This is a genomic window from Streptomyces musisoli, assembly GCF_016741855.1.
Classification (GTDB): domain Bacteria; phylum Actinomycetota; class Actinomycetes; order Streptomycetales; family Streptomycetaceae; genus Streptomyces; species Streptomyces musisoli.
Window position 1 is genome coordinate 582634 of record NZ_JAERRH010000001.1, and the last position, 23802, is coordinate 606435.

Sequence of the window (23802 nt, forward strand, 5' to 3'; positions counted from 1 at the left end):
CATGCGAGTAATCCCAGGCGTACTTGACATGCATTTGAAGTCAATCAAAGGGCTCTATACCGTCGAGACGAGAGCGCAAGACGGAGCGCACAGCCTCGCCCGTCCCGCCTCATCACCCCTCCTCACACGGGAGTACCACCATGTCCGAAATGCCTCAGACCACTGACGTCGCCGCCTCCGACGCCGACCTGCTCGGCCACACCGCGACCGCCGTGCGCGCGGCCGGTTCGGCGCTGCGCGAGCGCTTCGGCGAGGTCGTCGGCTACCGGACCCGCGAAGAGCTGATGCGCGCGCTCGCCGCCAACGACGACACGGCCCTCGACATCCTGCGCCCCCGCCTCACGCGCCTGCGCCCGGACACCGGCTGGGTGGAGGACGAGCTGGACGGCGGGGCGCTGCCGCCCGGCGAATGGTGGGTCGTGGATCCGGCCGAAGGCAACATCAACCACCTGCACGCCCTGCCGGAATGGGCGGTCACCGCCACCCTCGTGCGCGACAACCAACCGGTGCTCACCGCAGTTCACCTGCCGCTGACCGGCGAGACCTACACCGCGCTCACCGGCGGCGGCGCCCACCTCGACGGCCGCCCGCTGCACGTCTCCCAGACCACGGACCTCGGCCTGAGCATCGTGGCCACCAGCCAGGCCAGGCCGGACGAGGACGAGCAGGTCGTGCGCCGCGTCGGCTCCTCGATCACCGCGATGCTCTTCGACGCGCTCGTCGTCCGCACCGCCGTGCCCGCCACCCTGCACCTGCTGAACGTGGCCGCCGGCCGCATCGACGCCTTCTGGCAGTTCGCCGGCGCCCGCGCGGACCTGCTCCCCGGCGCACTGCTCGTCACCGAGGCCGGCGGACAGATCTCCGACGCCCAGGGCCGCCCCTGGACCCCACAGAGCGAAAGCCTCCTGGCCGCCGCCCCCGGCATCCACGCCCAGGCCGTCGCCACGCTCTCACGCTGACCATGCCCACAACCCGCACCCACGAAAAGGACCACATCACCATGACCACGATCGCAGTACTCGGAAACGGCCGCGTCGGCGGCAACCTGGCCACAGCCCTCACCCGGGCAGGGCATGAGGTGACCGTGGCGGACCGCACACCGGGCGCCGCCGCTGACGCTGCCCGGACAGCCCGGATCGTCATCAACGCCACCCCGGGAGCCGGCTCGCTGGACCGGCTCGCCGCCCTACGGGAGGAACTGCGCGGCAAGATCCTCGTCGACGTCTCCAACGCCACGACCGACGGACCGGACGGACTACCCGCCGACCTGATCTACCCCGGCTCAAGCCTCGCCGAGCAACTCCAGGACGCCCTCCCCGAAACCCGCGTCGTCAAGACCCTCAACACCATGCTCTTCCCGGTGATGACCGCACCGGCCACGCTCACCCAGACACCGACCGCGTTCCTCTCCGGCGACGACCCGCAGGCCAAGCAGACTGTCGGTGAACTGCTCACCGACCTCGGCTGGCACAAGGAGTGGATCACCGACCTCGGCGGAATCCAGACCGCCCGCGCCACCGAGGCCGCGATCCTCTTCGTCCCGCACGTGATTCGGTCCAGCGGATTCACACCCTTCGCGATCTCGATCGCCCGCTGATCCGCACACAGTGCACCGCTCCCTGCGGGATCGACATCAGCCACGGCCACCCACTCACCCTGTCCATGCTCGTGGACCAGGACAGGGCTGGGTCGTTGGACGCTCCGCAGTACGCGCCCGACCGCCTCGCCGCCGCCCGCCAGGCACTGCGCATCCTCAAGCCCGGCGGCCGCCCGGTGCTCACCGGCTGGCACCCGCACATTCCCGGCGACGAGCGCCTCCCGGCACAGCACCGACTCACCGACTGGAGGCGTGTGCTGCGCGCGGCGGGTTTCACCCCGCGAAGTCAGGGCCGTAGTCGATGGCCGCGGCGGTGTGGCGGTGATGCCCCTGCTCAGGTAGCGCCGTCCACATGCATCGGTGCCGTGGCGGCCGGAGTCCGATGCTGTGGGCTTCCCGTCGACGTCGCGCTCGCCAAGCTCGTCCCGACCCTGCCGGCCGGGGCGAGCCGGCGGTACGAGATGAAGTTCGATGGTTCTCCGGACACTTGAAGTCGTCTTGTCCGAGTGACAGCTCGGCGTCTCTCAGTACGCCTCCGATCGGCACCGGAAGACTGCACGGCCCTGCAGCCTTCGCTCCACAGGCGTGGACGCGAACCGTGACGTCCACATAACATGTCACCGTTAACTTAACGGCGACAACCTGAGGGGCCGCGATGACCGTCACCGCGCAAGACGTCTACACCTTGGCGCCGTTCGCCAGGACGCTCGGGATACGCTTCGGATCCCTCAAGGCCGACGCTGTCACCGCGCAACTCGCCTACACGCCCGAGCAGTCCACCGTCGGCGCCGCGATGCACGGCGGGGCACTGATGGGGCTGGCCGATGTAGCCGGCGCCGTGTGCGCCGCGCTGAACGGGACCACCGACACCGTCCCCGCGACCATGGAATCCACCACCCACTTCCTGCGGCCCGTACACGGCACCGGGGCCTTCGCGACCTCCCGCCCGCTGCACGTCGGCAAGTCGACGGTCGCCGTCGAAATCGACATCAGGGATGACAGAGACCGGCTCTGCGTCCGCGTCACTCAACTCGTCGCCCTCCGGAGGCGCCATGACTAAGGGACCCGGCCGGACCACGGCCGACGGTCGCGCCGGCACAACCGAAGGCCGTCGGCGCAGTCGCGCCAAGCGAGGCCACGGCGGCCGACTGAGGGACGAACTCATCGAAGCAGCCGGCACGCTGCTCGACGACGCCGGCGAGGACGGCGTGACCATCCGTGCGGTGGCACAGGCTGTCGGGGTCAGCACCCCCTCGGTATATCTGCACTTCGACAACCGACTGGAACTGCTGCACACCGTGTGCCTCGGGGTCTGGGACGAGCTCGGCCGACGGATGCTGAGCATCAGCGCCCAGACCACCGACCCGTTCACCGAACTCCACCAGCGCAGTGTCGCCTACATCAGGTTCGGGCTCGACCATCCCCTGCGCTACCGCCTGGTCGCGACCGGACCCGCGACAGCCGCCACTGAGCAGGTCGCCGACGCCTGCTTCCGATTCCTGCGGGAAACGGTGCAGCGATGCGCCGACGCCGGCGTGCTCCACGGCGATGTGACGGCGCTGACCCGGGCCATCTGCGCGTCCCTGCACGGTGCCGTCTCGCTGCTGATCCTCCAGCCGACCTCGAAATGGCCCGACGACATCCCCCAGTACGCGGACGATGCCGCCACCCTCGCCTGCCAGGGCGCCGCCGCCCTCTCACGCGCGCACCATGGCCGCTACGAAACGTGAACTGTCCTGCCCTGGGCAACGCTCCGCTTCGCCTCGCCGGCGTTCTCATCGGCCGACGGTTGGCGCAGCGGTCGGCGGCCAGCCTGCGCGGGGCGGTTACCAGTGACGCTTTCGCTGTGCCTCACACCGGCCGGGGGCGGCACAAGCGCAGGCAGGGCTCCGGCCGGAGCCGACGTCATGCCGCCGCGCGCTCGCCGGCCGGTCGGCGGCGCAGTTCGGGGCGCTGGAGGGCCTGCGGCTGGTAGGCCATGTCGAGCGTGCCGGTGTCGGTGCCGGGCGGCACGATCGCGTCGATCCGGTCCAGCACGTCGTCGGTGAGGGTGACATCGACGCCCGCGAGCAGGTCGTCCAGGTGTTCCATGGTCCGCGGTCCGAGGAGGGCGGACGTCACGCCCGGGTGGGCGAGCACGAAGCCCATCGCGAGATGCGTGAGCGGCAGGCCGGCCTCCTCGGCCAGCGGGATGAGCTGTTCGACCACGTCGAGCCGACGGTCGTCCGTGAGGTGCCGGAAGCCGTACCTCGACCGGTGCGTCGCGGCCTCCTGGCCCTTGCGGTACCGCCCCGTCAGCAGGCCGCCGCCGAGGGGCGACCAGACCAGGGTGCCCATGCCGAACTCCTGCGCCACCGGGAGCACCTCGCGCTCGATGCCCCGGTTCAGGATCGAGTAGACCGGCTGCTCGGTGCGCGGCCTGGCCAGCCCGCGCCGCTCGGCGACCCAGTGCGCCCGGACGATGTCGGAGGCCGGCAGGGCCGACGTGCCGAAGGCGCGGATCTTTCCGGCCCGCTGCAGATCGGTGAGGGCCGCGAGGGTCTCCTCGATGTCCGTGTCGGGGTCCGGGCGGTGGATCTGGTAGATGTCCACGTAGTCGGTGTCGAGGCGGCGCAGCGAGTCCTCCAGCGCGCGCACCAGCCAGCGCCGGGACGCGCCCTGGTGGTTCGGCTCGTCGCTCATCGGGTTCCGGGCCTTGGTCGCGAGCACGACGTCGGCCCGTCGTCCCTTCAGCGCCCGGCCGACAATCTCCTCCGACTCGCCGTGCGCGTACATATCGGCGGTGTCGACGAGATTGACGCCGGCGTCGAGCGCCCGGTGGATGATGCGGACGCAGTCGTCGTGGTCGGGGTTGCCGAGGGCGCCGAACATCATCGCGCCGAGGGCGTAGGGGCTGACCTTGATCCCGGTCCGGCCGAGGCTGCGGTAGCGCATGGTGTCTCCTTCAGGTCGTCCTGCTGTGTCGCCGACACCAGCCTGTCTGTCGTTCGCCGGACTATGAATACTTGTTCATCCCGATTTCTTGCGCGAGAGTACGGACATGGATCCCGACCGACTCTCCGAGGCACTCGACCTGGTCGAGGTGCGCAGCGTGCTGACCGGCGGCGTCGCGGCCCGCGGCGGGTGGTGGGCCCGCGGCCCGCTCGCCGATCCGGTCAAGTTCTTCGCGATGGTGAGCGGGCGCGCCCGGCTCACCACCGACGGCGCCGTCGAACCGGTCGACCTCGTGGCGGGTGACGTGGTAATCCTCACCGGGCGCTCGTGGGTGGCCTTCGAGGCCGGCGCGGCGCCGCGCCACGAGATCCAGCCGGAGTCGGACTTCTCCACCGCCCGCTTCGCGGGCTCGGACCCTGCCGTCGACGACGTCGTGATCGGCGGATGCGTCAGCGTGAACGAGGCCGGGCGGACGCTCCTGCTGGAGTCACTTCCACCGGTGGCCCACATCCGGTCCTCCGCCGCCGGAGACGGGGACCGGCTGCTCGCCGCCGTGCTGCGGCTCTTCGACGAGGCGACCGGCGACCGGCTCGGCTCGGCCTTCGCGATCCGGCAGTACGGCCAACTGCTCCTGCTGGAGGTGCTGCGCTGTTACGTCGACCAGACCCTCCTGCCCTCCGGCTGGTTGCGCCTGCTCGTCGACGAGCGCCTGCGCCCCGCCGTCGACCTGCTCCACGGCCGCCCCGAACACGCATGGGGGCTGCAGGAGTTGGCGCGCGCCGCCGCGATGTCCCGGACCACATTCGCGGAGCGGTTCCGCGAGGCCGCGGGTGTACCGCCGCTCACCTATCTGGGCCGGTGGCGCATGCTGCTGGCCCAGCGCGCGCTGCGGAACGGCGACGCCCGCGTCGCGGCGCTCGCCGCCGAGCTGGGCTACGGCTCGGAGAGCGCGTTCAGCACGGCGTTCAAGCGCGTTGTCGGGGAGTCGCCGCAGCGCTACCGGACGCGCGTGCGCCAGGAGGCCGTTCCGATCGCGGGCCGGTGACGGAGATCAGCCCTGAGCGGAGCCGGCGCGCCTCGGGTACCTATCCGGGCTCAGGAGAACTCGCGGATGTCGCACAGTGGGCCGGAGGCCGGCCCCGCCTGCTCAGTCCTGACGACGAGGAGTTCGTCGCCCAGACGGTCACCACCCGCCCGACCAGGCTGGGCCGGTCACCGTGACGTCCTGGCGGCAGAGCGCCGTGAACGCGCCCGGGTCCGCAGCGAGAAGGGCATCCGCTGGGGCGGGCGAGCGCGAATCGCGGCCCGATCACTCACTGACGTTCAAGGTCGCACAGTCCGCGACGCCCAGCTCGGACAGCACTGGCCAAAGCCGCTCCAGGGCCGCAGCAGGGTCTGAGCCATCCGCGATTTCGAGGTCCAGATGGCAGCGACCCATGCCGCTGACCGCGCCGGTGACCTCGCCGTCGAGCTCGAACGCCGCCTCCAGAGCCTCCTCGACCTCGTCACGATCGACCGGCAGCCCCGCGGACCTACGACGATGTGGCCACACGGTCCCGCGCCGACTCTCGCCCGTGGCGGCCCGTCCGACCACTCGCCGAGACCCGCATGTTCGGGGAGATACAGCGGGCGCCCCACCGGGCAGACCGGCGTCGCAACCGGGAGATCCCAGCATCAACCTCGGCGGACAAGCGCGCGGATCGCTCCGCGGGCGGCTGGAGCGCTCCGGCGGACACCGCTCCCAAAGGAAACGTGAGAGCGCGTGATATCCGATGCACATCGTCGGGCGGAAGCTGACTTTCCGGGCGACCGGCGACGCCCGCCTGCAACTGGGCATGAGCGACGCCTCCGGTGCCTGATCCCAGGACAACAGCGGCACGCTGACCGTGCAGGTGCACGTCACGCCTCACCCCTGACCCGGGCGGCGTCAGCCCCCTCCGGCGCGCGGCAACACCGCCTACGCCCAGGTGTCCTCCCTCTGAGTGGCTCCACAGAATTCCCACAAAGACGCCCTCTAGCTTCTTGCGCCGCGGGGGACGGACGACTGATCTCCGTCCCCCCACGCAACAGTTGTGCTCAAAGAGGGGGACGCCTTCCGCCATGCTGACTGAGACGACGACACGGGCCTCCAGCGCGCACGAGGCCCTGGTACTGAGCCTGCTGCGCGAGCACGGTCCGCTCACCCGGGGAGACTTACTGATCCTGAGCGGCCTGTCCCGCACCACGCTCTACGACGCCGTCGGGGCGCTGATGGACAACGGCAGCGTCCTCGCCTCGGTTCCGGAGGCGGCCCGGCGCAAGCGGGGCCGCCCGGCGGAGGTACTGACCGTGAACCCCGGGGCCGGCCGGCTGCTCGGCATCGAGTTCGCGCGACGGGCGGTGCGGGTGGCCGCGATGAACGCGGCGCACGAGATCGTCGGCACCACCGGCGAACCGCACGACCCCGACACCCCGTGGCAGACCCGCATCGACCTCGCGTGGCGACTGGCGGACAAGCTGACGCACGGGACGCTGCGACCGGGCGCCCTGAACGGCATCGGCGTCGGGGTGGTCGGACCGGTCGGCACGCCGGAGCAGGGCCCGCTGTGGGCGCCTCGGCACGACATCGTGGCGGCACGCGTGCGCGAACGCTTCGGCGCACCGGCACTGATCGACAACGACACCCGGCTGGCCACCCTGGCCGAGACGGTCTGGGGTGCCGCCGCGGGTGAACAGAACGTGCTGTGCCTGCGGTTGTCGCACGGCGTCGGCGGCGGACTCGTGATGGCCGGCACACTGCACCGCGGCGCCCACGGCCGCTCCGGGATGTTCGGCCACATCACCGTGGACCCGGGCGGCGCGCCCTGCGAGTGCGGTGCGATCGGATGCCTGGAGACAGTGGCGTCGATCGGGGCCGTACTCGACGCCTGCCGCACCGCGGGAACCGCGGCAGCGGACCTGCCGGAACTGGTGAGCGCGCTGGAGTCCGGCGACGCGGCCGCGCACGCGGTCCTGGCACGGGTGGGCACGCATGTCGGCAGGGTGCTGGCCGATGTGAGCCATGCCGTCGGACCCGACGTGATCGTCATCGGCGGCGAGCTGGTCGACGCCGGTCGAGCCCTGATGGCACCGATCGAGCACATGCTCGACACGCATGTCGCGCGCTGTTCGTACGGGGCGCCCCGAGTGATTCCGGCCGGACTCGGCGATACCGGCACCGCCCTCGGCGCCCTCGCCCTGCTCCGGCGGCACCCGGATCACGAAGCGCCCGGGCTGCGGGAGGCAACCCGGGCGCTCACACCGTGACACGGAGACGTCAGCCGCTCCGGCCGCCGGTCACCCCGTCTTTCTCAGAGGGTCACTTCAGCACCTTCTGCCGGACGACGATGTGACCGGCGTCGGGGCTGAGGCTCCCGCCGAGCCGCCTGAAGGCGCCGTCGGTCAGGTCCAGGCACTTGGGTTCCGCCTTCGTGTGCTTGAACGTGCCGCGGTCGTTGATGCGCACGACCAGGGACTTGCCGTTCGCCACGTTGGTGACCCGCACCCTCGTGCCGAAGGGCAGCTGGGGATTGCGGGTGAGCGAAGTCGCCGCGGTGTTCTTGCTGTTGTCGAAGATGTCGCCGTTGGCGGTGGTGCTGCCGGCGGGTATCGGGCCGTAGTGCGTCGCCCAGCACTTCGGCCTATGAGCCTGCGCGGAGGCGGTCGCGGCGGAACTCGCCGGAGCCAGGGCGACCATCGCGGTCAGTACGGCCGCACCGGCCGCGATGGAGGCGTGCAGGGTCCGCTTGCTCATGTTCTTTCCCTCGTTTCTCGTGATTTCGACTGATTGATCTTGTGTTCAGCCCGCGGAGCGATAGGCGACGCCCACCCGGTTGGCCGTCGCACCGTGGTAAAGGCCGGTGCCGTCGCCGTGGTCGGTGGAGAGGGTGAACCACGCGTAGCGCCGGACGTAGTCCAGGTGCTGGAGCATGGCCGTCGACTTCTTCACGAAAGCGGCCTGTTGCGCCTTGGACGGATAGCGCGGGGTGCCGGACGAGAAGTCGATCAGGGCGTATTCGGTGAGCCAGATCGGCTTCTTGTAGCGCTTGTGCACGGCCTCGAGATAGCTGCGCAACTGCCCCGTCGCGCGCTGGGCGTCGAAGTCCGCGCCGTACCAGTGCAGGGGGATGAAGTCGACCTGGTAGTGGCGGGCGGCGGCGCCCTTCATGAACCGGTCCAGCCAACCGCCGGCGACATCGCCGCCGGTGGCCACGGCGGGGGCGCCGAGCCGCAGACCGGTCGACTGGAGCCGGGGCCACAGGTCGAGTGCCTGCTTCACGCTCATGTGGGCCTGATCCGACCTGTCGGGCTCGTTGAAGCCGAGCAGGCTCTTGCCCTGCTTCTCGGCCAGGCCGAGCTCCTTGTTCGTCACCGAGCCCGCGTCATGGATCATGGGCACGAACTCGACACCGCGCGGCGGCTTGATTCCTCCCTTGCCCGACGACCAGGTGTAGAACCAGCCGGAGTTCGAGTCGGCGAGCGCCTTGGTGACGCCGTCGAACTTCCAGGCGCTGATGCCCTTCTTCTTCGCCGCGGAGGTGGCGGCAACGGAATGGCCGCCGGCCGCGAACGCAGTGGGCGCGGCGCTCTGGCTGCCGGCCACGAGCAAGGCCGAGAGCAGGAACGGCAGGGCGAGGACGCGTACCTTCCGCATGGCGCCTCCCTCAGCAGCTGAGGTGCGCGCCGGCACCGACGTGGAGCATCTTGGTGAACTTCTTGTACTTGGCGACCCGGTCCTTCATCTCGGCCGGGTTGCCGCCGTTGCACTCGATGGCGCCGTTGATGCTGCGGATGGTCTCGCCGAAGCCGCCGCTCCTGACCATCGCGTGGTGGGGCGTCATGGTGCCGGGGCCGGACTGGGTCATCCAGTACCAGAGCGCGAGCTTCCAGGTCACGACGGGGTTCGTCGCCGCGAGGTTCGGGTGGTTCAGCAGGTCGATGTGGACCGCGTCGCCGGCCGCCTTGTAGTTGTAGTTCCAGCTGATCTGGAGCGGGCCGCGGCCGTGGTACGCGGACTGGCCGGCCGGGCAGCCGTAGGGCTCTTGCTGGCAGTAGGTCGGCCAGTTGGCCTTGTTCTGCTCGTTGATGTAGATCAGCCCGCTGGTCTCGTGGCTGACGTTCGCGAGGAAGGCCGCGACCTCACGCCTCTTGGTCTTGGCGTCGCCGGTGTGCGCGAAGGCCGGGAATGCCTTCATCGCCTTGACCAGGCCCTCGTAGGTGTAGAGCTTCTTGTGGTGCGGGAACATCTTGTTGTACTGAGCCTTGCTGACGACGAAACCACCGCTTTGCCCTGCGGCGGACGCCGTGTTGGTGCTCAGATTGACCGCGGAGATCGCTATCAATGCGGCGGTGAGCACGGCGTGGACGGCACGTAGCCTTCGCATACGGGAAACTCCTTGGAGTAAAGGCGGGTTGCCCATCGGAACCCGGATACGAAGCTACCTGCCGCCGCCCGGAGAAAGGGCTCATAAATTGCTTTGGGAACGGCAGTTGTTGCTCGCAGTTGTTGCTCGGGGAGTTCGCGCGCGACAACCGCGTGCGGAACGGGCGAGCATATGATCCGGAGTAGCTGTCGCCATCCTCGCGATCGGGCGCCGGCGTTCTTCTGGAGGGGATTCATGCGACCGGTCATCAACCGTCGGCGGGGGCCCGTACTGGACGCAGGACTTCGGCGCGAAGTTCTGAACCCATGCCTCTGAACCGACGTGCCTGAGCCGACGCGTCCGAACCGAATACGAGCCGGCCGCCCCGCGGGAGTATTCGCGGGGCGGCCGGCTCGTGGAGCAGGGGGTCATGGGGTCATGGGATCACCAGAACGTCACGACGAAGCCCTTGCACTTGGCGCACTGCCGCATCGTCCTGTTGCCGGTCTCCTGGTCCTGCTTGGACCAGGCGTAGGCCTTCGGGCAGTGCTTCTTGACGGCATCGCTGTAGGCGGAGGTGGCATCCCGGTTCGGGTTCACGCACAGCACGGTCTTCCCGGCGGAGTTGTGCTGCCGGTCGCCCTTCGGGCAGCAACGCAGCAGGTTCTTCCGGCAGCCCTGCTGCGAGCACGAGCCGTTCTTGGTGACCTTCTCGGCTCCCTTGGGCGCGATGGTGATGGGGAGCGAGAAGGCGTTGACGTAGCTGACGTCGTACCAGGGCGCCTTCGTTTCCTTCTTGTCGAAGTTGAACTCGGCCAGGCTGACCGGTTGTTCGCCCGTCTTGCAGCGCTGGGCGAATACTCCGCAGTCGCCGATGGCGCAGTGGAACGTGCTTCCCGGCTTGCCCGAACATCCCTGGCGGGCGAAGAACTTGCCGCGCCAGTGATGGGGGGCCTTGACCTCCGGGATGGTCACGGTCGCCGACTGCCCGGGCTTGAGCACGGGCAGCGACTTCAGGTTCTTCGAATCTCCGTCGAGCTCGTCCTTGTTGACGGTGCCGCCGATCCACAGCTTCTTCCCGGACCGGTTGACGAACGTCACGGCGGGTGTCTCAGAACGGGGTCAGCGTCAGGTGCATGTGCTGGGGGCGGGGGTCCTCGATGTAGGAGGCCCAGTCGGCGACGTCGTCGAAGGCGAAGCCGTAGGCCTTGCCGTTGCTGGTCGCGGCGTGGATGGCCTTGGCGTAGTGGTTGGTGACGGCGGTGTCGTAGAAGGTGGCCGCGCGGGTGGTGGGCTGCTTGCTGTGGCTCAGCAGCGTCGAGCGGTTGAACGCGGCGCCCAGGGCGGCGGCGACGGGGCCGGTGATCCCGTCGTTGGGGGCGGCGAGCGCCCCGTCGCAGAAGAGCACGTCACGGGTGGAGGGCTTGGCGAAGGAGACCTGCGCGGGGCCGCTGAAGGTGATCTGCTGGTTCCTGACCCGGCCGGTGAATGTGCCCGCGTTCGTCCTGACGACGAGGTTCTTGTTCTGGTAGGTGTGCCAGACCTTGTCGATGTAGTCGTCGAAGTAGTGCTGGGGGAACCGGCCGGCGTCGAGGCCGTGGCTCGGGGCGATGACGCGCCGGTCGGCTATGACGAGGTGCTTGAAGTCCGGGTGGTTCCTCAGGGCGTTGAAGACCTTCACGCGGCCGCCGGCGGGCAGCCGGCCGGTGCTGTGGCTCTCCGCTCCATTCAGCCCGATCATCAGCGGAACGCTGAACATGTCCACCATGGTGGTGTTGCAGTGCATGCCGGACGCGTCGTGGGTGAACTCCACGAAGTCGTGCAGCACGGAGAAGTTGGGGTCGGACTCCACCCAGCCGGCCGGCTGCTGAAGACCGATCTTGCCGTCGGCGCCCCTGACGGCCTTGAACTTCAGCTTGTCGCCGAGGGCCACGTAGATGCGTCCGGACATCTGCGGCAGTCGCAGCTTGGTCGCGCCGTGGGCGGTCAGCGGGATGGAGTAGTCGGCGAAGCCGCCCGCGTGGTTGTCGGAGAGCTTGACGGGGGCCAGGGTGCCCCGCCGGGTGAGCCGTACCTGCCGGTCTCCCCTGCTGCCCACGACGTACAGGTGGACCTTGCCGTTGGCGAACCTGCCGCTGCTGTTGACGACCGTGAGCGGCAGCCCCCCTCGCGCGGCCTCGGCGGCCGGGCCGGCGCCGCCGGAGTCGGCGAAGGCGCGCGGGGCGGCGGAGACGATCGCGGATCCGGCCAGGGCACCCGCCATCGAGGCGAGCGCTCTGCGGCGGGTGGGCGGGTGGGCGTCGGACGGGAACATGCGGAAATTCCTCTCTCCAGTGCTGTGCGTGACGGAACACGGGTGGGGAAACGGGCGCGCGGACGCCCGCCCACGCGGTGCCCTGGCCGCGGCGGGCGGCCAGGGCACCCATGGGAGCCCTGCTACGGGTGTCCGGCGCTCCAGCAGCCGTCGCCGTGGCAGTTCTTCAGCCCGGTCAGCGCGTCGTGCAGCTTCGCCAGGCGGGCCCGGGTCAGCTGTCCGGCGATGTTGTGCAGCTCGTCGGGGTCGGTGCTCAGGTCGTAGTACTCCTTCGCGCCGCTGTCGTACTCGACGTAGGTGTAGGAGTTGGTGCGCATGGCGTGGTAGTTCGGCGGGCTGACGCTCTCGGTGCCGTGGTTGTCCGGGTCGTCATGAGCCGGCTTGGCGTGGCGGTGCTCGATCAGGTTGGCCGTGCGCCAGCCCGCGTCCGAGCCGCCGTCCAGGAGGGGGAGCATGCTGTGCCCGTCCACCTTGGACGACACCGCGGCGCCGCCGATCTTCTCGAAGGTGGGCGCGAGGTCGATGTTCGACACCTGGGCGTGGCTCGTCCGTCCGGCCGCGACACCGGGTCCTGCGATCACCAGCGGCACGCGGACGTCGGTGTCGAAGGCCGTCTGCTTGCCCGCCTTGAGCCGGTACTCACCGAGGTGGAAGCCGTTGTCGGAGCTGAAGACGACGTAGGTGTTGTCGGCGACGTGGGCGCTGGTCAGGCTCTGGCGCAGCTTGCCGAGCATCTTGTCGACCGCCTGGAGCGACTGTGCGCGCTTGCGGAACTTCTTGTCGATCGCGGTCTTCTCGCTCTGGGTCAACGGGATCTGCCGGGCCAGCCACGGCGGCGCGTTGGTCGGGAGCTTGTCGAAGGCGGGGCCCTGCGGCGCCTTCAGGCCGGGGAAGTCCTTCTTGTCCCGGCGGGCCGGCGTGGACGGACCGTGCGGTGTGAAGAGGGCGACCTCCAGCATGAACGGCTTGTTCGCCGCCGCGGACTTCTTGATGAACGACTGGCCCTTCTCGCTCAGGACGTCGGTCAGATAGTCCTTGTTCTTGTCGCCGTGGGGTTCCATCTTGTGGTTGTGGGCGAGCTTGTAGTCGTACTCCGGGTAGCCGTTGCCGACGACGTCCCACTGGCTCCAGCCCTGCGGCACGTACGGCTGCTGGCCGTCGACCGTGGACTTGGGGTCGTAACCGTTGAGGTACTTGCCCATCATCGCGGTGCGGTAGCCCTTGGCCTTCAGGGCGGCGGCGAAGGTGTCCTTCTCCAGGCCGTTGTCGTGGAAGGCCTTGAAGCCGCCGTTGGGCCCTGCCGTGTTGCTGAGGACGCCGGTGTTGTGCGGGTACTCACCGGTGTAGATGGACGAACGGGACGGGCAGCAGAGCGAGTTGCTGACCACGAAGTCGCTGAACGACGTGCCCTGTGACTGGAGCTTGTGCACCTCGGGCATGTACGGGAGCAGGTTTGTGGACATGTCGTCGGTGAGTACGAAGACGATGTTCGGTTTGGCCGCTGCCGTGGCCACGGCCGGCTTCACGGTGGGGGCGGTGGTGTGGGCTGTCGCCGCGCTCATTCCGCTCTGAGCGGCGAACACCATCGCCGCCAAGCCGGCTGTAAGTGTCAGCAATTGACGAGTGCGAATCATGCTGGGAGCGTGGCAGCGGGAATCCGCCCCGGTCAATATCAGATCGCCTCCCACCGAATTATTCCGTGCTCAGGCCAATTAATCCGGACCGGTCGCCTTGCGGCAGCCTCTGATTCCCCTGCACTCTGTACACGGCACCTGCATCGAGAGCCGTGGAGCCGGACGAGAGGAAACCGGGCGTTGGAGGTAACCAGCGGGGTGGGGAGCAAAGCATGGAACTCCCTGCACGTATGGAAGCAAACGTTCAAGAAGGGCGTCCACACGTTCCATCTGCCGTCGTCTTCGGGAATCAAACTGAATGCCCATCTGAGCGGGCTTATGGAAATTCGCGAAGGTCACGGCACACGGACAGCGAAGGAGGCGTTCCCACTTCCCGACGACGTGTGCATCATTCCCCCGGGGCTGAGCCGGACGCTGGTCGTGGCACCGACCGGTGACGAGCCCGTGACGATCGCCACCCTCACCCTCCCGGTCGACACGCTGCGCCGGTTCATCACCGAGGAGGACCTGCGGTCACGCGTCCCATATCTGTGGGATCCGCACCCGGTGACGCGGTTCGACCCGCTCCTCGCGGCCATGGTGAAGGCGGTGGCGGCCGCGAGCGAGGTCGGCGCCGACGACCTGTACGCGCAGTCGGCGGCGCAGTTCATCGCCGCCCACCTGCTCGCGCCGCACTCGTCCGGTTCGGGCAGGACAGCCGGTCTGCTGAACTCAGGGCAGCTCGAGACGATTCTGTCCTATATGCGGGCCAACCTCGATCAACCGGTCTCGGTCGGCGACCTGGCGTCCCTGGTCTCCCTCAGCCGTTTCCACTTCGTACGCTGTTTCAAGGCCACCACCGGATTCACCCCGTACCGCTATCTCACCGAACTCCGGATCGACCTGGCCCGCAAGTATCTCGAGACCGGCGACGACACCATCGCCCGCATAGGACGGCGCTGCGGATTCTCCGGTTCCGAGCACTTCTCGCGGAGCTTCCGCCGCGTCATGGGATGCACGCCGTCGCAGTACCGGACGAGGCGCTCCTGCGCTCTCGGGCAGAGCCTGCCCGTGCTTTGATCGGTCTCCTCCGGGCAAGTTCGTTCGACGCGGTGAAACCGAGGTGTGCATGGCAGGCAAGGCCGGGCGGGTCCTGGTGGTCGACGACGACGCGGCGATACGGCGGTCACTGGCACGGGGGCTGAGGCTGAGCGGATTCACGGTGACGGTCGCGGACGGCGGTCACACCGGTCTGGCGGAGGCCCGCGTCGGCCGCCCCGACATCGTCGTCCTGGACGTCGGCATGCCCGATCTCAGCGGCATCGACGTGTGCCGGGCCCTGCGTGACGACGGCGACGACGTACCCGTGCTGATGCTCTCCGCGCTGGACGAGACGGCCGACCGGGTGGCGGGCCTACAGGCGGGCGGGGACGACTACCTGGTCAAGCCGTTCGCACTCCAGGAGTTGGTCCTGCGGCTGCACGCCCTGCTGCGCCGCCGCCCGCCGGCCGCCACCGCCCCCCTCCGCGTCGGCGGCCTCGTCCTCGACCCGGCCGCCCACCAGGCCGTTCTGGACGACCGGCCACTGCGACTGACCCGGCGCGAGTTCGCGCTGCTGGAGATCCTGGCCCGCAACGCGGGCATCGTGCTCACCCGCGAGCAACTGCTGGACTGGGTCTGGGGATACGACTTCCAGGTCCGCAGTGACGCCGTCGACACCTTCGTCAGCTATCTGCGGCGCAAGCTGGAGGCAGGCGGCCGGCCCCGGATGGTGCACACCGTGCGCGGGGTCGGTTTCGTCCTGCGCGCGGACCGCCGGACCCCGCACATCGAGGGCACGCCGTGAAACTGTCCACCCGTATCGCGCTCGCGGTCGGCGTGAGCGTGCCCGTGCTGGTCCTCGCTTCCGGCTGGCTGCTGCTGCACCTGGTCAGCAGCGACCTGCGCACGCACCAGAACGACCAACTGCGCGCCCGCGCGACGGTCGTCGCCCAGAACGCCAAGGCGTATCTGGACGTGGCCGGGACCGACCACCCGCTCCTGAAGCAGGTCCGCCGACGCCGGCTGATCAACTCCGCCCGGGATGTGGGCGTCCGGCTGAAGGGGCCGCAGGAAACGATCTCGGCCGGCCCGCAGCCCGACCCGGACCCCACGCTGCCCCGCAACGCCCCGACGCCCGTCACCGTGACCTCCGGCGGCAAGGACTGGCTCGTCCTGTCACTGCCCGTCGGTGCCGCGGCGAAAGAGAGCAACACCCCGAATCTGTGGCTGCTGTCACCGGACACGGCCGAGGACGAACTCGCGCTGGTGCGCCAACGGGTACTGACCGGTGCGCTGGTGGCCGCCGCACTGGCCGGTGCCACCGCCTGGGCCGTCGCCGCCCGGGCGGTTCTTCCGCTACGGCGGCTTCAGCGGCGTACCAGTGGACTGGACCCCAGGACCAGCACCGTACGCCTGGAGCACACGCCGACCCGGGTCACCGAGGTGGACGACCTGGCGTACACGGTGCAGACCGTGCTCGCCCGCTACGACGAGCAGGTCGCGCGCACCGGGGAGGCGCTGGCCACCGCCCGCGCGTTCGCCGCGACCGCCTCCCACGAGCTGCGCACCCCGCTGATGAGCATGCGCACCAACCTCGACATCCTCACCGACCACCCCGGCCTCGACCCCGAGGACCGGGCGGAGGTGCTCGGGGACCTCGGGCGCGAACACGCCCGGCTGCTCGGGCTGCTTGTGATGCTGAAGGCGCTCGCGCAGGGCGACCTGATCGAGGCGGACGCGTTCTCGCCACTGGACCTCGGGGAGCTCGTGGAGGCGTCGGTCTCCGACCTGCGGCGCACCCGCCCCGACGCCGAAGTGTCCGTACGCACCACCGCGGGGGTGCGTGTCGACGGCTGGGAGCAGGGGCTGCGCTCGGCGGTGGACAACCTGCTGACCAACGCCTGGACCCATGGCCGCGCCGAAGACGGCGTCGCCCGCATCGAGGTGACCCTGCGCCCGCCGCTCGGTGGGCGTGAGGCGACCGCGGTGCTCGTGGTGGACGACCACGGCCGCGGCATCCCTCCCGAAAGCCGCGAGGAGATCTTCCAGCGTTTCCACCGCGGCCCCGACAGCCCCGGCTCCGGCCTGGGCCTTACCCTGGTCGCCCAGCAAGCCGCCCTCCACGGCGGCCACATCACCGTGTCGGACCGCCCTGACGGCCGGCCCGGCACACGCTTCGAGCTCCACCTGCCGGCCACGGGCGTCCAGGACATGGAGTACACCCTGCCGCTGCTGCACCGCGACTGGCTGACCCGAACCCCCGAACAGGCCCCGCCGGGCCCGTTCACCAAGCGCACCTAGGTTTACGTTCCGCTAGGGTCGATATCCGCTTTCCTCCCTGTCGAATTATTCCCCGCCAGTGCCAATTAATCCGACGGCGGTCGCCTTGCGGCTGTCGCCGGTACGCCGGCATTCTGACTGGCGTCCCCGTCTCCTTCCGAACTCTGCAGCGACCTCGCATGCAATCAACTCTCAGCGAAGCGAATGCAAAGGATCTGGCATGAGTACTGAATTGCGAGAACCTATGTAGGTGGCTTTGGATCATTGCGGTCCTCCGAAGGACATCGTCATGATCCCTTGGGAGTGCGGGCGAGAGGGCAACTCAACGTCGTCGCCTTCCTCTCCCCAAGCCGCTGGCGGACACACCGCAAGCTCACCGCAGGCGGACGGCCTCGCTCAGTCTTCGACGGCCCGGCGCACGCGGCGCGACGGGCTGAACTCGTACAGGTCGAGGATGTCGGGGGGTTCGGCGAGACCGGGGCCGCCGTCTCGGACCCAGGTGGCGATATCAGCGGTCGCGTCGGGGTCGTTCACCAGCCCGAGCCAGACCGGCCGACCGCCTGCCGCCCGGCCGGTCGAGGACGGCTGTACGACGATGACGTTGGCCCGCTCGCAGGCGTCGAGGCAGTTCACCACGCGGACTTGGGCGGCCGCCCCCAGTTCGGCTCTCAGAGTGGTCACTTGGCCGGCATGGTCGACGCCGGGGACCTTGGCGGTGCCGCAGCAGCAGCCCCGGCACACCGTCACCGTGCACCGGGACGCCGCCTGCGCGGCGGGCGCCTTCCGCCGGCTCACTGGGCCGCCCGCCGCCAGGCCGCCTCGCGCAGCAGCCGAAGGCCGTTGAGGCCGACGATGACGGTGGAGCCCTCGTGGCCGGCGACTCCGAGCGGGAGCGGCAGCGTGCCGGCCAGGTCCCAGACCACCAGGCCGGCGATGCAGACACCGGCGATGACCAGGTTCTGCACGACGAGCTTCCGGGCGCGCCGGGACAGGGAGATCACGGCGGGCACGGTGGCGAGCTCGTCGCGGACGATCACCGCGTCGGCGGTCTCCAGGGCCAGGTCGGAGCCTGCCCGTCCCATCGCCACACCAGTGTGGGCGGCGGCGAGCGCCGGGGCGTCGTTGACACCGTCGCCGACGACCATCACCTTGCGGCCGGCGCCCTCCAGTGCCTTGACCGCGCCCACCTTGTCCTGCGGCAGCAGGCCCGCCCGCACGTCCTCGATGCCGACCTCGGCGGCCAGGCGGGCGGCGGCGCGCAGATTGTCACCGGTCAGCAGCACGGGCGCGGTTGCGGTCAGCGTGGCCAGGGAGGACACGGTCGCGGCCGCGTCGCCGCGCAGCCGGTCGGCGATGCCCAGCAGACCGGCAGGGGTGCCGTCGACGGTGACCAGGACGGCGGTCCGGCCGCCGTCCGCCAGCTCACCGGCGACCACCGACGCCCGCGCGGATCCCGGGTCGGCGACCCCGTCGAGCAGCCGCGCCGGCGCTCCGACGGCGATCTTGCGTCCGTCGACGGTCGCGGTGACTCCGACGCCGGGCGTGGAGCCGAAGTCCTCGGCCACCGGCAGGTCCAGGCATCGCTCGCGCGCCGCGTCGACCACCGCCCGCGCCAGCGGGTGCTCGCTCGGGTGTTCCGCCGCCGCGGCGAGCGTCAGCAGTTCGTCCTCCTCCAGCCCGGCTCCGGCGAGCAGCCTCACGTCGGTGACGCGCGGGGTGCCCTCGGTCAGCGTGCCGGTCTTGTCGAGCGCCACCGCGTCGACCTCACCGAGCCGCTCCATGACCACCGCGGACTTCACCAGCACGCCATGGCGGCCGGAATTGGCGATCGCCGACAGCAGCGGCGGCATGGTCGCCAGCACGACCGCGCACGGCGAGGCCACGATCATGAAGGTCATCGCCCGCAGCAGCGAACCGGTCAGAGCGGCACCGAAGGCGAGCGGGACGAGGAAGACGGCCAGCGTCGCCGCCACCATACCCAGCGAGTAGCGCTGTTCGACCTTCTCGATGAACAGCTGGGTCGGTGCCTTGGTCTCGGACGCCTCCTCCACCATGCGCACGATCCGGGCGATCACCGTGTCGGAGGCGTCCCGCTCGACGCGCACCCGCAACGCACCGGTGCCGTTGAGGGTGCCGGCGAACACCTCGTCACCCTTCTCCTTCGCGACGGGCAGAGGCTCGCCGGTGATGGTGGCCTGGTCGACGTCGCTCGCCCCGTCGAGGACCCGGCCGTCGGCACCGACGCGCTCGCCGGGCCGGACGAGAATCGTGTCGCCGACGGTCAACTCCTCGACGGCGACGCTCTCCTCACGGCCGTCGGCTTCGACACGGGTCGCCGTGGCCGGCGCGAGACCAAGCAGCCCCCGCACGGAGTCAGCCGTGCGCGCCGTAGCGAGGGCTTCCAGCCCACCGGAGGTGGCGAAGATGACGATCAGCAGCGCACCGTCCATCACCTGCCCGATCGCCGCCGCCCCGAGCGCAGCCACGACCATCAGCAGGTCAACATCGAGCATCCTCTCGCGCAGCGCCTGGAGCCCCGCCCAACCCGGCTCCCAGCCGCCCGCCGCATAGGTCAGGGCGTACAGCGGACCCCACGTCCACGCCGGGGCGCCGGTCAGCTGCAAGGGCAGCGCGATCAGGAACAGGACAAGGGCGGCGGCCGCCCAGCGGGCCTCGGGCAGCGCCAGGACACGGGTACGGCGCCTGGGCCCGGCGGTGTCACGCGCGCGGGCGGCCCGGTCGGCGGAGGCCGGGGCGAGAGTGGAGGTCATCGGGGAAGTCCTTCACGAGGGCATGGCGTTCTCGCGGACAGCCGGAAACCCGGCGCCGCTCCTCCCACCGTACAGGAAGATATGAAGACTCATTCATGTGTTCATGGATGCTTCTCCGTAGGATGAAGGCCATGGGGCATGGAGCTGACGGAAAGACCACCGCCACCGCGCGCGAGCGCCTGGAGGCCGTGGGCGCCGCCGACGTGGCCGCCACTCTTCAGGCGCTCGCCACACCGTCCCGCCTGCGGATCCTGGCCCACCTACAGGAGGGCCCGTGCGCGGCGACGGAACTCGCCGACGCCGTCGACATGGAACAGTCCGCTTGCTCCCACCAGCTGCGCCTGCTGCGCAATCTCGGCCTGGTCACGACCGAACGCCGGGGCCGCTCGGTCATCTACGCGCTCTACGACAACCACGTGGCCGACCTGCTGGAGCAGGCCCTCCACCATGTCGAGCACCTGCGGCTGGGCCTGCGCGACACCCCGGCCACCACCGAGGTGGCAGCCGGGGTTCGCTGAGCCTCACCCGGGACGGGGCGCGGGGGCGCCGCCGGGCGGGCGGCGCCCCCGGGGGGCTCAGCCGACGCGCAGGGTCAGGGCGGCGGTGTGGAGCGTGCCGCCGGTCCGGAACTGCAGGAACAGCCGCCAGTTGCCGGAGGTGGGCAGTTCGGCGTGGAAGGCCAGATGGGGGCCGCCGTGGTCGCCGCTCACCTTGGTGGTCGGGGGAGGTGGGCGAACGCGGCGTCGCCTTCGTGGAAGGCGGTCAGGTGGGCGTAGGTGTCCAGGTAGGGCTGCAGGTCGGTGACCGGCTTGCCGTCCTTGGCGATGGAGACGGTCAGCGGGTGCGCCATGCCGGCCATGGGCTCGCCCTTGACGGTCACGGTGTACCCGTCGGCTTGCGTGCCGGCGGCCGGTGCGGGCAGCGGGGTCCTGGTGGCGTTTCCGGGCACGGTGACGGTGCGTGAGAGCACGAAGTCCTTGCCCTTACCAGGCCCGGCGTCGGGAGTGAAGGAGGCGAACAGGCGCCAGGAGCCCGGTGTGAGGGAGGACAGAGCAGCCGTCCATGTGCCGTCGGCGGCCATGGCCGGGTGGACGTGCTGGAATCCGGTCAGATCGGAGCGGATCGCGTAGAAGTGCATCCGCTTGGTCTGGTCGAGGGCGAAGCCGGTGACCGGCCTGCCGTCCGGGCCCGTGACCGTGAACCGGTAGGCGTTCTGCTTGCCGGGCGGCGGAGTCGTGTCCTTGGAGGTGAGGCGGTAGCCGTCCTGGGTGTCGGACAGGCCGTTGCCGGAAGCCATGTGATCCATGCCGGGCATGTCATCCATCGAGGGCGACGTGCTGGGCGAGGAGGACGCGGAGGACGTGCCGCCGTGGGCCATGCCCGGCATGGACGAGGAGTTGCTGGAGGAACCGCAGGCGGCCAGCGTCAGCGCGAGAGCGGCTGCGGCGCCGACCGCTGCGAGGCCGCGGTGGCGCGCGGTGAAACGGTACGAGGTGACCATCGAAGCGGGGATCTTTCCGGGTGGGCGCACCACACCGGTGGTGCGCGGATACGAGCAGGACACGGTGCCGGTTCCGGCCTGGGGCCGGGCCCGGCGTGCGCCTGTCACGTCCGCGCGATGCACACCTGGAGCAGGAGATCTCGTCCGCCACCCGGTGGTCCGCGCCGCCCCTGGGCGCCGGCCACTGCCCGCAGTCGGGTCAGCGTCAGCAGGGCGAGCACGGCGGCACATGCCACGGCGAGCAGGCCGGGCGCGGGCAGGGGGATGCGCTCGTGGGCGGGGGTCGACACGCACAGCACTCCGGGCATCCCGGAGTGGTCGGCGGCCCGGACGGCGGAGCCGGGACCGCGCCCGCTCGGTGGGTGGGCCCTGAGCAGTGCGGCGGTGTCGTGGCCACTGGTCATCGGGGAGGCCGCAGTCATGGCGCCGTGGCAGCCCTCGGCGGCCGTGGCCGGGGCTCCGTGCATGAAGAAGAGCCCGAACAGCACCGCGCACACCGCCAGCAGCCGGCGGACGCCCCGCCCGCCTGCCTGTGCGCTGTCCATGGCCATGCCTCTTCCCGTTTCGTTCATGTCGCCGTACGACCATACCCCGGCCGGGTATCGACTGCGCGAGTCGGGTCCGAGGTGTGCCCCATGACATCCCCGGACGTCCCCCCGCGCACCCAGGCGGTGCCGCGTACGCAGGCGTCGGGCAGGTGCCGTCCGCACAGGCCCTGCCCGCCCCACGTGAGTCGCGGGGCGGGCAGATCGCCAGGGCTTCAGGGGGGTCAGTGTCCGCTGACGGCGAGTTCGTAGTCGCCGATCAGGTCGCCGAGGAGAGTGCCGGCGGTGAGGTCGCTGGTGACGTGGCCGGCCATGTAGAGGCGGGAGTAGAGGACCTCGTCCTGCATCCACTGGTAGTCCTCGGCGCGGTGCGGGGAGAGGACGCTGAGGAAGGTGACAGCTGCGGCGGAACGGGCGGCGTGCCGGGAGGGGTAGGAGGGCATGGCCCCGCCCCTTCAACGCCCTCGGGGCCGCGCTGTGGGTCGGCCTGTGGGCAACCCTCGCCCACATGGCGGGCACCCACATCACCGCCGTCCACGACGAGATCACCCACTACCAGCTCTGCGCAGTCATCGCCCTCGGCGCCCTCGGCGCCGCACTCGCGCTCCGGCATCTGCTGCGCTGCAGACACCCGGACTGACCAGCGTGGAGAAACCCTCACTTCTCCGTGCCGGGCTCGGGTACGGCCGACATCGCGCGACGGCGCACAAACGCGACCACCGCGCCGATCCCGATCAGAGCCGCGAGCACCCCGAATCCGTACGTGAGCGTGGCGAACGAGGCGACGACGGCTACCAGCAGGGGCCCGCCCGCATCACCGAGTTCGCGGCCGAGTTCGGCGGCGCCCATGGTCTGCCCGAGACGCTCCGCGGGGGTGCTCGCGGCCAGCGCGGCGAAGCCCAGCGGGGTGATCAGTCCCGTACCGACACCGATCAGAGCGGCGCCGACGAGGATCCCGGCGAGGCCCGGCAGCATCGCGCAGGCCAGGCCGCCGGCGGTGACCAGCAGCCCCATGGCCAGCCCGCCACGCGTCGTGAGCCGTCCGTCGTCCAGTGCCCGTCCGGCCCTCGGCTGGACGACGGCCGCGCAGGCGGCCAGCACCGACACTGCGGCCCCGGTGGCGATCGTGCCCAGCCCGGCGGCTCTGCCCGAGACGGGCAGGAAGCCCACACCCACCGACAGGGCCGCGGTCGCCGCGGCCAGCGCGGACGTCGGAGCGAGGAAGGCCGGATCGGCCAGGCGACGGGCCAGGTCCAGCACCGTCTGCCGGGCCTTGGGCAGGGGCGGTACGACGGGGACGGCGACCGCCGCCCACACCGCCACCGCCCCGCCCAGCACCGCCAGCACCACAAACAGCAGCCGCAGACCACCGGCCCAGACCAGGACACCGCCGAGCAGCGGGCCGAGCGTGTAACCGATGGACTTGTAGAAGCCGTAGCTGCCGAAGGCACGTCCGTGCTTGGCGGCCGGGTTGAGCCGGGCGACCAGGGCGGAGGCGGACGGCGAGAACGCGGAGGCCGCCGCGCCCTGCCCCAGCCGGGCCGCCCACAGCCAGCCCGGGCTGTCCGCCACGGCGTACAACGCGGACGCCGCCGCGAAGGCGGTGAGCCCTCCGAGCAGCACGGGGCGGGCACCGACCCGGTCCGCGAGGGTGCCGAAGAGCGGCTTGAGGAGCACCTCGGCGCCGTCGTAGAGGGCGAGCAGCCCGCCCAGCACCAGCAACGAGGTGACCGCGCCCGCCGCGTGACCGCCGAGGTTGGCGGCGATGCCGTGCGCGCCGAAGGCCGTGGTGAACCCGGCCGCGTACAGCGGCCACATCTGCCGG

The 23802-nt window shown here is 70.4% G+C and carries 26 protein-coding genes and 1 pseudogene; 12 read left to right on the forward strand and 15 right to left on the reverse strand.

Annotated elements, in window-relative coordinates:
• Positions 1 to 140 precede the first annotated feature (140 nt).
• From JK361_RS02330 to JK361_RS02345, 4 genes are all read left to right on the forward strand, one after another.
• The gene (locus tag JK361_RS02330; RefSeq protein ID WP_201813897.1) at positions 141 to 959 is read left to right on the forward strand and encodes an inositol monophosphatase family protein; all 819 of its coding nucleotides are present in this window, start codon (positions 141 to 143) and stop codon (positions 957 to 959) included.
• Between the two features lie 41 nt (positions 960 to 1000).
• Positions 1001 to 1597: an NADPH-dependent F420 reductase gene (locus JK361_RS02335; RefSeq protein ID WP_201813898.1), complete on the forward strand. Its 597-nt coding sequence runs from the start codon at positions 1001 to 1003 to the stop codon at positions 1595 to 1597.
• A 655-nt stretch (positions 1598 to 2252) separates the two neighbouring features.
• Positions 2253 to 2657, forward strand: a complete 405-nt coding sequence (locus JK361_RS02340; RefSeq protein WP_201813899.1) for a PaaI family thioesterase — start codon at positions 2253 to 2255, stop codon at positions 2655 to 2657.
• Complete coding sequence (locus JK361_RS02345; RefSeq protein WP_201813900.1) at positions 2650 to 3327, forward strand: TetR/AcrR family transcriptional regulator; 678 nt, start codon at positions 2650 to 2652, stop codon at positions 3325 to 3327. The genes JK361_RS02340 and JK361_RS02345 overlap by 8 nt, the downstream gene beginning before the upstream one ends.
• A 175-nt stretch (positions 3328 to 3502) precedes the next feature.
• On the opposite strand, the gene JK361_RS02350 is transcribed toward JK361_RS02345, so the two are convergent.
• A complete protein-coding gene (locus tag JK361_RS02350) occupies positions 3503 to 4531 on the reverse strand; it encodes an aldo/keto reductase (RefSeq protein ID WP_201813901.1) in 1029 nt (342 codons plus the stop codon).
• A 106-nt stretch (positions 4532 to 4637) separates the two neighbouring features.
• Here JK361_RS02350 and JK361_RS02355 point away from each other — a divergent pair, with 106 nt between their 5' ends.
• Both JK361_RS02355 and JK361_RS42570 read left to right on the forward strand, forming a co-directional pair.
• Positions 4638 to 5576 (forward strand): AraC family transcriptional regulator, encoded by a 939-nt coding sequence (locus JK361_RS02355; protein WP_201813902.1) that lies wholly within the window; start codon positions 4638 to 4640, stop codon positions 5574 to 5576.
• Positions 5577 to 5738: 162 nt separating this feature from the next.
• Positions 5739 to 5822: pseudogene (locus tag JK361_RS42570) on the forward strand (integrase); the annotation flags it as partial.
• An 18-nt stretch (positions 5823 to 5840) separates the two neighbouring features.
• Here JK361_RS42570 and JK361_RS02360 read toward each other — a convergent pair.
• Positions 5841 to 6083: a hypothetical protein gene (locus JK361_RS02360; RefSeq protein WP_201813903.1), complete on the reverse strand. Its 243-nt coding sequence runs from the start codon at positions 6081 to 6083 to the stop codon at positions 5841 to 5843.
• 548 nt (positions 6084 to 6631) lie between these two features.
• Here JK361_RS02360 and JK361_RS02365 point away from each other — a divergent pair.
• Complete coding sequence (locus JK361_RS02365; protein ID WP_201813904.1) at positions 6632 to 7816, forward strand: ROK family transcriptional regulator; 1185 nt, start codon at positions 6632 to 6634, stop codon at positions 7814 to 7816.
• 52 nt (positions 7817 to 7868) lie between these two features.
• Here JK361_RS02365 and JK361_RS02370 read toward each other — a convergent pair whose 3' ends face one another.
• The 6 genes from JK361_RS02370 to JK361_RS02395 form a co-directional block, all read right to left on the reverse strand.
• Positions 7869 to 8303: a septal ring lytic transglycosylase RlpA family protein gene (locus JK361_RS02370; protein ID WP_201813905.1), complete on the reverse strand. Its 435-nt coding sequence runs from the start codon at positions 8301 to 8303 to the stop codon at positions 7869 to 7871.
• 45 nt (positions 8304 to 8348) lie between these two features.
• A complete protein-coding gene (locus JK361_RS02375; protein ID WP_201813906.1) occupies positions 8349 to 9203 on the reverse strand; it encodes a glycoside hydrolase family protein in 855 nt (284 codons plus the stop codon).
• Between the two features lie 10 nt (positions 9204 to 9213).
• Positions 9214 to 9933, reverse strand: coding sequence for a chitinase (locus JK361_RS02380; RefSeq protein ID WP_201813907.1), 720 nt, complete (start codon positions 9931 to 9933; stop codon positions 9214 to 9216).
• A 423-nt stretch (positions 9934 to 10356) separates the two neighbouring features.
• Entirely contained in the window at positions 10357 to 11013 is a 657-nt protein-coding gene (locus JK361_RS02385; protein WP_201813908.1) for a thaumatin family protein, read from the reverse strand.
• 10 nt (positions 11014 to 11023) lie between these two features.
• Positions 11024 to 12226, reverse strand: coding sequence for a beta-1,3-glucanase family protein (locus JK361_RS02390; RefSeq protein ID WP_201813909.1), 1203 nt, complete (start codon positions 12224 to 12226; stop codon positions 11024 to 11026).
• Between the two features lie 122 nt (positions 12227 to 12348).
• Positions 12349 to 13860 carry a sulfatase family protein gene (locus JK361_RS02395; RefSeq protein ID WP_201813910.1) on the reverse strand — a complete coding sequence of 504 codons (1512 nt, stop codon included), beginning with the start codon at positions 13858 to 13860 and terminating at the stop codon, positions 12349 to 12351.
• Positions 13861 to 14280: 420 nt separating this feature from the next.
• Here JK361_RS02395 and JK361_RS42315 point away from each other — a divergent pair, with 420 nt between their 5' ends.
• The 3 genes from JK361_RS42315 to JK361_RS02410 are packed head-to-tail and all read left to right on the forward strand — an operon-like array spanning position 14281 to position 17181.
• Positions 14281 to 14919, forward strand: a complete 639-nt coding sequence (locus JK361_RS42315; RefSeq protein ID WP_201813911.1) for a helix-turn-helix domain-containing protein — start codon at positions 14281 to 14283, stop codon at positions 14917 to 14919.
• Positions 14920 to 14968: 49 nt separating this feature from the next.
• The gene (locus JK361_RS02405; protein WP_201813912.1) at positions 14969 to 15685 is read left to right on the forward strand and encodes a response regulator transcription factor; all 717 of its coding nucleotides are present in this window, start codon (positions 14969 to 14971) and stop codon (positions 15683 to 15685) included.
• Entirely contained in the window at positions 15682 to 17181 is a 1500-nt protein-coding gene (locus tag JK361_RS02410; RefSeq protein WP_201813913.1) for a sensor histidine kinase, read from the forward strand. Before JK361_RS02405 ends, JK361_RS02410 begins: the two co-directional genes overlap by 4 nt.
• A gap of 375 nt (positions 17182 to 17556) precedes the next feature.
• Here the strand turns inward: JK361_RS02410 and JK361_RS02415 are convergent, their stop codons facing one another.
• Together JK361_RS02415 and JK361_RS02420 are read right to left on the reverse strand one after the other, a co-directional pair.
• Entirely contained in the window at positions 17557 to 17955 is a 399-nt protein-coding gene (locus JK361_RS02415; protein WP_201813914.1) for a (2Fe-2S) ferredoxin domain-containing protein, read from the reverse strand.
• The gene (locus tag JK361_RS02420) at positions 17952 to 19931 is read right to left on the reverse strand and encodes a heavy metal translocating P-type ATPase (RefSeq protein WP_201813915.1); all 1980 of its coding nucleotides are present in this window, start codon (positions 19929 to 19931) and stop codon (positions 17952 to 17954) included. Before JK361_RS02420 ends, JK361_RS02415 begins: the two co-directional genes overlap by 4 nt.
• Positions 19932 to 20062: 131 nt before the next feature.
• Between JK361_RS02420 and JK361_RS02425 the strand changes: the two genes are divergently transcribed.
• Positions 20063 to 20449, forward strand: a complete 387-nt coding sequence (locus tag JK361_RS02425; protein WP_201813916.1) for an ArsR/SmtB family transcription factor — start codon at positions 20063 to 20065, stop codon at positions 20447 to 20449.
• Between the two features lie 57 nt (positions 20450 to 20506).
• Here the strand turns inward: JK361_RS02425 and JK361_RS41960 are convergent, their stop codons facing one another.
• The 4 genes from JK361_RS41960 to JK361_RS02440 all read right to left on the reverse strand — a co-directional run bounded on the left by JK361_RS41960 (position 20507) and on the right by JK361_RS02440 (position 22420).
• A complete protein-coding gene (locus tag JK361_RS41960) occupies positions 20507 to 20641 on the reverse strand; it encodes a DUF8832 domain-containing protein (protein ID WP_268983109.1) in 135 nt (44 codons plus the stop codon).
• A complete protein-coding gene (locus JK361_RS02430) occupies positions 20638 to 21540 on the reverse strand; it encodes a DUF8832 domain-containing protein (protein ID WP_236052322.1) in 903 nt (300 codons plus the stop codon). The genes JK361_RS41960 and JK361_RS02430 overlap by 4 nt, the downstream gene beginning before the upstream one ends.
• Positions 21537 to 21977, reverse strand: a complete 441-nt coding sequence (locus tag JK361_RS02435) for a hypothetical protein (RefSeq protein WP_201813917.1) — start codon at positions 21975 to 21977, stop codon at positions 21537 to 21539. The genes JK361_RS02430 and JK361_RS02435 overlap by 4 nt, the downstream gene beginning before the upstream one ends.
• Positions 21978 to 22201: 224 nt before the next feature.
• A complete protein-coding gene (locus tag JK361_RS02440; RefSeq protein WP_201813918.1) occupies positions 22202 to 22420 on the reverse strand; it encodes a phosphatase PAP2 family protein in 219 nt (72 codons plus the stop codon).
• 65 nt (positions 22421 to 22485) lie between these two features.
• On the opposite strand from JK361_RS02440, the gene JK361_RS41965 reads away from it, so the two are divergent.
• Positions 22486 to 22617, forward strand: coding sequence for a hypothetical protein (locus JK361_RS41965; RefSeq protein ID WP_262418101.1), 132 nt, complete (start codon positions 22486 to 22488; stop codon positions 22615 to 22617).
• Between the two features lie 17 nt (positions 22618 to 22634).
• On the opposite strand, the gene JK361_RS02445 is transcribed toward JK361_RS41965, so the two are convergent.
• Positions 22635 to 23795, reverse strand: a complete 1161-nt coding sequence (locus tag JK361_RS02445) for an MFS transporter (RefSeq protein WP_201814238.1) — start codon at positions 23793 to 23795, stop codon at positions 22635 to 22637.
• Positions 23796 to 23802 lie beyond the last annotated feature (7 nt).